The 6,618-nt window shown below is 66.8% G+C and carries 6 protein-coding genes; 4 read left to right on the forward strand and 2 right to left on the reverse strand.

Annotation, left to right across the window (positions count from 1 at the left end; all coding sequences use genetic code 11):
• The first annotated feature begins 69 nt into the window (after positions 1-69).
• Together KLK06_RS41385 and KLK06_RS41390 are read left to right on the forward strand one after the other, a co-directional pair.
• On the forward strand, positions 70-1,308 hold the full coding sequence (locus tag KLK06_RS41385; RefSeq protein ID WP_308168689.1) for a benzoate/H(+) symporter BenE family transporter: 1,239 nt from the start codon (positions 70-72) through the stop codon (positions 1,306-1,308).
• Between the two features lie 423 nt (positions 1,309-1,731).
• Positions 1,732-3,096, forward strand: coding sequence for a tyrosine-type recombinase/integrase (locus KLK06_RS41390; RefSeq protein ID WP_214641152.1), 1,365 nt, complete (start codon positions 1,732-1,734; stop codon positions 3,094-3,096).
• A gap of 795 nt (positions 3,097-3,891) precedes the next feature.
• Here the strand turns inward: KLK06_RS41390 and KLK06_RS41395 are convergent.
• Positions 3,892-4,032, reverse strand: coding sequence for a hypothetical protein (locus tag KLK06_RS41395; protein WP_214641153.1), 141 nt, complete (start codon positions 4,030-4,032; stop codon positions 3,892-3,894).
• A gap of 298 nt (positions 4,033-4,330) precedes the next feature.
• On the opposite strand from KLK06_RS41395, the gene KLK06_RS41400 reads away from it, so the two are divergent.
• Entirely contained in the window at positions 4,331-5,260 is a 930-nt protein-coding gene (locus KLK06_RS41400) for a hypothetical protein (RefSeq protein WP_214641154.1), read from the forward strand.
• On the opposite strand, the gene KLK06_RS63275 is transcribed toward KLK06_RS41400, so the two are convergent.
• Positions 5,158-5,406: a winged helix-turn-helix domain-containing protein gene (locus KLK06_RS63275; RefSeq protein ID WP_214641155.1), complete on the reverse strand. Its 249-nt coding sequence runs from the start codon at positions 5,404-5,406 to the stop codon at positions 5,158-5,160. The two genes, KLK06_RS41400 and KLK06_RS63275, sit on opposite strands and share 103 nt — an antisense overlap.
• A 397-nt stretch (positions 5,407-5,803) precedes the next feature.
• Here KLK06_RS63275 and KLK06_RS41410 point away from each other — a divergent pair, with 397 nt between their 5' ends.
• Positions 5,804-6,142: a hypothetical protein gene (locus KLK06_RS41410; protein WP_214641156.1), complete on the forward strand. Its 339-nt coding sequence runs from the start codon at positions 5,804-5,806 to the stop codon at positions 6,140-6,142.
• Positions 6,143-6,618: the final 476 nt, after the last annotated feature.

A 6,618-nucleotide genomic window follows, 5' to 3' on the forward strand; every position in this document is an offset into this window, starting at 1 on the left:
TGTCCCGCGGTGGCCACATGGCTATGGTTCGTTCCGCAAACGGAACGATTGCGAGTCTGAGGGGTTGGCGTGCGGGTGCAGGCTGTCATGGCGGGGCTGGTCAGCGCGGTGGTCGGCTACGCCAGTTCGTTCACCGTCGTGCTCGCCGGGCTGCGTGCCGTCGGGGCGACGCCGGGGCAGGCCGCGTCCGGGCTGCTCGCCCTCTGCTGCGGCATCGGGGCGGCGGCGCTCTTCCTTGGGCTGCGGTACCGCATGCCGATCAGCATCGCCTGGTCTACCCCCGGCGCGGCGCTGCTGGTGGCTACCGGTCCTGTGTCCGGCGGCTTCCCGGCCGCGGTCGGCGCGTTCATCGTCTGCGCCGGGCTCATCGTCCTCGCCGGCCTGTCGCCTTGGCCGGCCCGGGCGATCGCCGCCATCCCGCGTCCGATCGCCGGTGCCATGCTGGCGGGCGTCATCCTCAGCCTGTGCACCGCACCGGTCCGTGCCGTCGTCGACATCCCGCTGTTGGCCGTGCCCGTCGTCCTAACCTGGGCGGTGTTGCAGCGGTACCTGCGGAAGTGGGCAGTTCCGGGCGCGCTCGTCGTGGCGATCATCGCCATCGCGGTGCACGGGCCCAGCAACGGCCTGTCCGGCGCGGCGCTGCGGCCCGCAGTCGAGCTGACCACTCCGACGCTGAACCCGTCCGTAGTGGTGAGCATCGCCATCCCGCTGTTTCTCGTCACCATGGCCGCGCAGAACGTCCCCGGTATGGCGGTCATGGCGACATACGGGTACATGCCGCCCCTGCGCCCGGTCCTCGTCGCGACCGGCCTGGCGAGCGCCGCGGCGGCGCCGTTCGGCGGTCACGCCGTCAACCTGGCCGCGATCACCGCAGCGCTGACCGCCGGCCCGGACACCCACCCTGACCCCGGCCGCCGGTGGATCGCGACGGTGGCCCTCGGCGCAGGGCAACTGACGCTCGGCCTCGGCGCCGGCCTGGCCATGGCTCTGGTGCTGCTGTCCCCACCCGTGCTGGTCACCGCAGTGGCCGGCCTCGCCTTGCTGTCGGCGCTCGGCTCGTCGCTGGCCAGCGCGGTGACCGAGCCGGAGGGACGGGAGGCCGCGGTGGTCACTTTCGTGGTCACCGCGTCGGGGATGACGATCCTGAGCATCGGCGCGGCGTTCTGGGGCCTGGTCGCGGGCGGCCTGACCGCCCTCCTGCTACACAGGCGACCACCGTTGGAGCGGCGATCGTCATCCACCGCGGAAGCCGGGGCGGAACGTCCCGAGGGCCGGGTGGCTGATATGTCGGCCGATCAGCCGTCGTAGTGGAAGTGGTGGTGCCCTTCAAGGCGGCCAAGCAATCGAAACGACGGCCTGGGCAAGCTGCTTGTCGGTTCGACGACCGAGCGCTGGTGGCCATTCGGGACTGCCGAGTGTCGCAAATACGAGATGGAGCACAACTCGTTCGGAGACTATGAGTGGCGGTGGTCCTCCGGGGCGCCGAGGACCGAGATGGCATCCCCGTCGCCCAGGCCCCACACCTGGTGGTCGCCCTCTGCCGCGGACGTCGAACAGTGGCGGTTGCCCTGGTAGGTGGCCGAGGATCGAAACAAGCCCCTGATTCCCTTGATCAAGGCCACGGCTGCGTGAGCTCGGCCGTGCGCCGGTCTGTGTCCAGTTGCCGAACCTCGAACTCCGCGTCTGGCGGAGCGACTTCATGGCCTGGCTCGACTCGCGACGGGAGGCGGCGTGAACACCACCTACTACGTGCAGCTCGGCCAGATACAGCAGCGTTCCAACCGCGGCACGCCCGCCTACATCGCCCGCTGGCGAGTGGCAGGCAAGGACAAGTCCAAGACCTTCCGGACTAAAGGGCTGGCCAACGCCTTCATGTCCGACCTGCGCCAGGCGACCAAGATGGGGGAGGAGTTCGACGTTGCCACTGGTCTGCCGGTGTCGATGCTCGCGAGTGAGTCCTCCGGACCGTCGTTCCTGGATTTCGCCCAAGCGTACGTTCTCCGGCGGTGGAACACCTCGGCGGCCCGCACCCGCGAAACAGACGCGTACGCGCTCCTGACGTTGGTGCCTGCCTTGGTGGCCGACGCGCCCCGCCGTCCCACCACGGAGGACCTGCGCGAGATCCTCAAGATTCACGTTCTGCTCCCAGAGAGCAGGCGTGCCGACCTGACGACGAGCCAAGCTGCGGCGTTGAGCTGGTTGGAGAGGGCGTCTCTTCCTCTTGCGGTACTTGGTGAGGCGCATGTCCTTCGTACGGCTCTTGATGCTATCTCGGTCACCTTCGCCGGTTTCCCGGCGGGCGCGAACACGGTACGGCGTAAGCGCCCCGTGCTCCATCACCTGTTGGAGCACGCGGTAGAGCAGAAGGTGTTCAGCAGCAACCCGCTGGACGAGATCAAATGGACGGTGCCAAGAGCTGTGACGGTCGTCGATCCGCGCACGGTGGTCAATCCGGTCCAAGCGCGGCAACTCCTCGACGCCGTGCCCAAGGTGGGTCGCAAGCGCGGTCCCCGGCTCAAGGCGCTGTTCGCCTGCATCTACTACGCCGCGCTCCGGCCGGAGGAGGCGGCGGACCTGCGGCTGAGGAACTGCACCTTGCCTGAGACGGGCTGGGGCCTGATCGTCCTGGAAAAGGCGCGGCCCCAGGCAACGAAGCGCTGGACCAACTCCGGCGAGACCCACGAGTCGCGCAGCCTGAAGCACCGCGCGGACAAAGAGACACCAGAGATCCCGATCCCACCCGTCCTGGTCGCCATGCTCCGCGAGCACATCGCTGAGTTCGGGGCGGCCAAGGACGGCAGAATCTTCAGCACAGGCACCGGCGGCAGCTACTCCAGCTCGGCGCACTCCTACGTCTGGCAGGAAGCCCGCAAGCTCGCCCTAGCCCCGGAACAGGCCGTCTCATCGCTGGCTGCTCGACCCTACGACCTCCGCCACACGGCGGTCTCGCTCTGGCTGAACGTGGGGGTCCCGGCTCCCGAGGTCGCCAAGCGGGCCGGTCACAGCGTTGACGTCCTGTTGCGGGTCTACGCCAAGTGCATCGACGGCCAGCAAGAGCAGGTCAACAGCAAAATCAACAACGCCTTGGACCTATAGCCACATTTATCCATCTCCGGCCCTGGTTGTTTCCGGGGCCGGTTCGTCTTGCACTGCTCTCTTGCCGAGTCGTTTCCGCTGCGTGGCTGCGCTGAGGCACGCTGGCAGGCAAGGCAGTGAGTAGAGAGGATCATGCACGATCACGACCACCTCGCTCCCTCACCCGACGAGCCCCGCCTGATACGGCGCCCGCCGTACGGCCTGCCGCTCCAGGACCGGCCCCGACTCCTCGCCGCGTCCGACTCCTTCGGCTGGCGAAGATACTCGACCCCAGTCCCACCAAGGCGATCACTCCTGCGAAAGCGGGATCATGCGGCCCGGCCGGGCGCTTGTCGCCGGCTTCCTGACCTGCGTAGCCTTTGGCATCTGGTCAAGTGGGTGGGCCGCTGACAGTGCGTCGCCTCGAACTAATGTCGCCTCGATAGCGACGCCTCGCCAGAGCGTTGCCGGGCGCTCAGCTGTCATCACCTCGCCGCCGACATCTAGCTAAACACGTGAGAAGAGGGCGGCCCCGGGTTCTATTGCCCGGGGCCGCCCCCTCGTCGTCTCGTGGTCCGCCTGGTCAGCCCTACGCGATGAGATCGGGGCCGTACGTATCAGTGGTGCCGTCGTCGTGCTGCACTTTCCAGCCGGTCTCGAATGACCCGTCGACAATCGTGCCTCGCTTGTCGCCGTCGACGCTGCGAACCTTCTTGCCGAGCTCATCCCGAGTGCGCTGCTCGGTAAGACGCGGTCCGCGACTTTCGTATTGACGGCCTGAGCTGGCCCGAAAGCCTGCTCAAACCTTGACGGGTTCTATCGACGCGGCAGCAGCAGGCGCAGGAGGCGCCAGGCGCGGCCGCGGCGGGCCTGGTCGGCGGAGTACAGGTAGATGCCGGCCAGGATGGCGAACAAGGACAGTAGGGTCAGGGCGCCCAGGGCGAGCTGCGGCATCATCGGTGGGGGTGTTCCTTCCGTGGTTGGGGCGCCTCGCGGGCGCTCCTGCGCCGTGTCCGGTGGTAGGGGGCGGCGCGGGTGCGCCTCGCTGGCGAGGTCCCCGCAGCAGGGGACGTACTCCCAGCTTGGAGGCAGGAACGAGGGCGTTTCCGATCTCCGTCAAGGTCTTCCACCGCGGGCGCACATCGTTCCATCTGGCTGCGTTCGCTGGTAGACGTTGACACTTCACACCAGGCGCGGGCGACTTTCCGCGAAGTGGGTTTTACGTTTTCTTCCACTCTGGGATGCTCGACCCATCATGAGCTCCCCCGCCGAACCCACAGCCGTCCCGCCCGGCACGGACGACGCTGCCGCGGCCTTGGCCGCGCTGCGCGAGCAGCTGAGCCATGCGTACCTGCACGGCGGCGCGCCGAGCTACCGCGAGATCGAACGCCGCACCGGCAAAGCCCTAAGCCACACCACCGCCCGAGCGGTGCTGCGATGCGAGAAGCTCCCCCGCTGGGGGCAAGTCGAACTCGTGGCAGAAGCCCTGCAAACCAACCCGGAGGACTTCAAGCCGCTGTGGGTGGCAGCCGTTCGTGCCGCCGACCTCACCGCAAGCTCCCGCAGCCAGAACCACGGACCACGACCGCTCCTTCCACGCCCCGATACCGACTCGGCCACGACGCGTAGTCAGCCATCGACATCCGCACAGCCGGTCGGCAACCGCGATGCTGCGATGATCTCCCCCTCCGACGAAGAGGAGGAGGAAGTCGACAACTCCCCCTACACACGCCAAGAAGCCCGGGAAGCAGCCTGGGATCTGCTGAGCGGAATCACGCGCGCCGACCATGCCGCCTTGATTCAAGGCCAGCTGGACACCTGGCGCATCTCCTCACCTAATCGGAGCCGCATCCTCGAGGAACTTGCCGGGGTGCTCAAGCAGGTACAGGAGTATGTGGAGGTAGCAGCCAAAGAGCCTGACCTCGTCTTATCGGTGGACCTTCCCCAGCTGAACAAGCAGCTGGACTTGTACGGGATCGAAGTCGTCGAGTGCGATCCCGCCGATCCCCAAGATCCTTACAAGGATAAGGCGCGGCCGGACCTGCGGCACGTCGCAACCTTCATGATCGTCAACCGCAAGTATCACGCGCTCGGCCGTACACCCGACGAGGCGGTGTGGCGGCTGATTGGGGTGGCTATGGGGGTCAACCAGAGCAGCAGCGTGATGCAGGAGCTCTTCTGGTGAAGGGCGGCAAGGGTGCCGTCTGGCGGCCTACCTGAGCGTTGCCCGCCAACTGAGCCGGCCTGCTCGTCGCGTTCGGCGGCGCGCTGCGCCGGGGCCTGCCAGCTCCAGCCCATCCGGTGCAGCAGGTAAGACACCCCACCCAGCATGTAGCCGACCTTTGAAGAGGCGGTTCGATCACCTCAGCGATCCGAGCCAACGTCCAGCACTGGTCTGGCCACCCGTAAGCCATCGGTCCTTCGTCCAGGACCTGCTCCAGACACGCGAGCTGGGCATCATCCAGCTTGCACATCGCCCCGCCGTGCACCTTGGACAGCAGCGCTTCGTGCCCGCCGATCTCAAGAGCTTGCCGGCCGACACGCGCGAGACCCGGAACTCCCGTGCCACCTCCGCATCCATCCGCCCTTGGCGAACTGGTCCGCCCGCCTTCATCCGCACCTGCTCGCGACGTAACCGCTGCTGCGCGGTCAACCCGCCACCATCGGGATATCTTATGCACCGGGCGTAACATCTTGATGCTCGGCTGCCCAGCCCACTCACGCGCAGGTGAGGGCGCATCTCGCTACGTTCGACAAAGGGTCACATGGGCGCCTTTTCTACGGCGTCAAGGTCGGTGAACTGCCGTTCATCACATACCGCCGAGCCTGGAAAGCCGCTCGTAAGACAGCCCTGACGGACAAGGAGTTCGCCTCACCACTGGCCGCCCGCTCGTACGACTTGCGTCACGCCTGCGTTTCCATGTGGCTCAACGCTGGCGTCCCCGCACCTCAGGTGGCCGCGTGGGCCGGCCATAGCGTTGATGTACTCCTGCGTATCTACGCCAAATGCATTGTCGGCCAAGACGAGGCCGCCAAGCGAAGGATCACCGACGCGCTCGCCGAATGAGACATGATCAGCGGCAGCTCGACAAGTGGATTCTGCTTCCTGCGGCCCATGTGAATCAATGGACGATGGCAGGAAACCGCGCACATCCCGCTGGTGCTGTCGGCCCCGGGCGCAGGAACGGGGTGCCGCAGTTGGAGGAGTTGGCGTCCACATGCCGCGACGGTAACCGCCTGGTGTCGCGTGCTGACGGTGGCGGCACCATGGATCAGCCCTTGGCAACCTGCCGATTGCAAGCAGAACTTCTGCAATGCCGCTTTAGGATCAGCAGCATCTTCCTGGCTGAGTCTACCCGCCGCCATGGGAGCGCCGTTCGGCATGCCGGATGCGGATGATCTCAGCCAGACGGATGCACAGATTGAATGCGTAGAGTCTTAGCCTCGTGACGGATCGCTTTTGGTGCGGTACGACCGAGGTATGCGGTACGGGCAAAGGGGTGGGTACACGCCTGCGGAGCAGGAGCGGCGGGAGTGTGTACG

The organism is Nonomuraea sp. NEAU-A123, assembly GCF_018603905.1.
Lineage (GTDB): Bacteria > Actinomycetota > Actinomycetes > Streptosporangiales > Streptosporangiaceae > Nonomuraea.

Excerpts from the sequence above, each read along its gene's own strand:
- KLK06_RS41395 (WP_214641153.1), bottom strand. The coding sequence starts at position 4,032 with ATGATGCCGCAGCTCGCCCTGGGCGCCCTGACCCTACTGTCCTTGTTC.
- KLK06_RS41400 (WP_214641154.1), top strand. The coding sequence starts at position 4,331 with ATGAGCTCCCCCGCCGAACCCACAGCCGTCCCGCCCGGCACGGACGAC.
- KLK06_RS63275 (WP_214641155.1), bottom strand. The coding sequence starts at position 5,406 with ATGCTGGGTGGGGTGTCTTACCTGCTGCACCGGATGGGCTGGAGCTGG.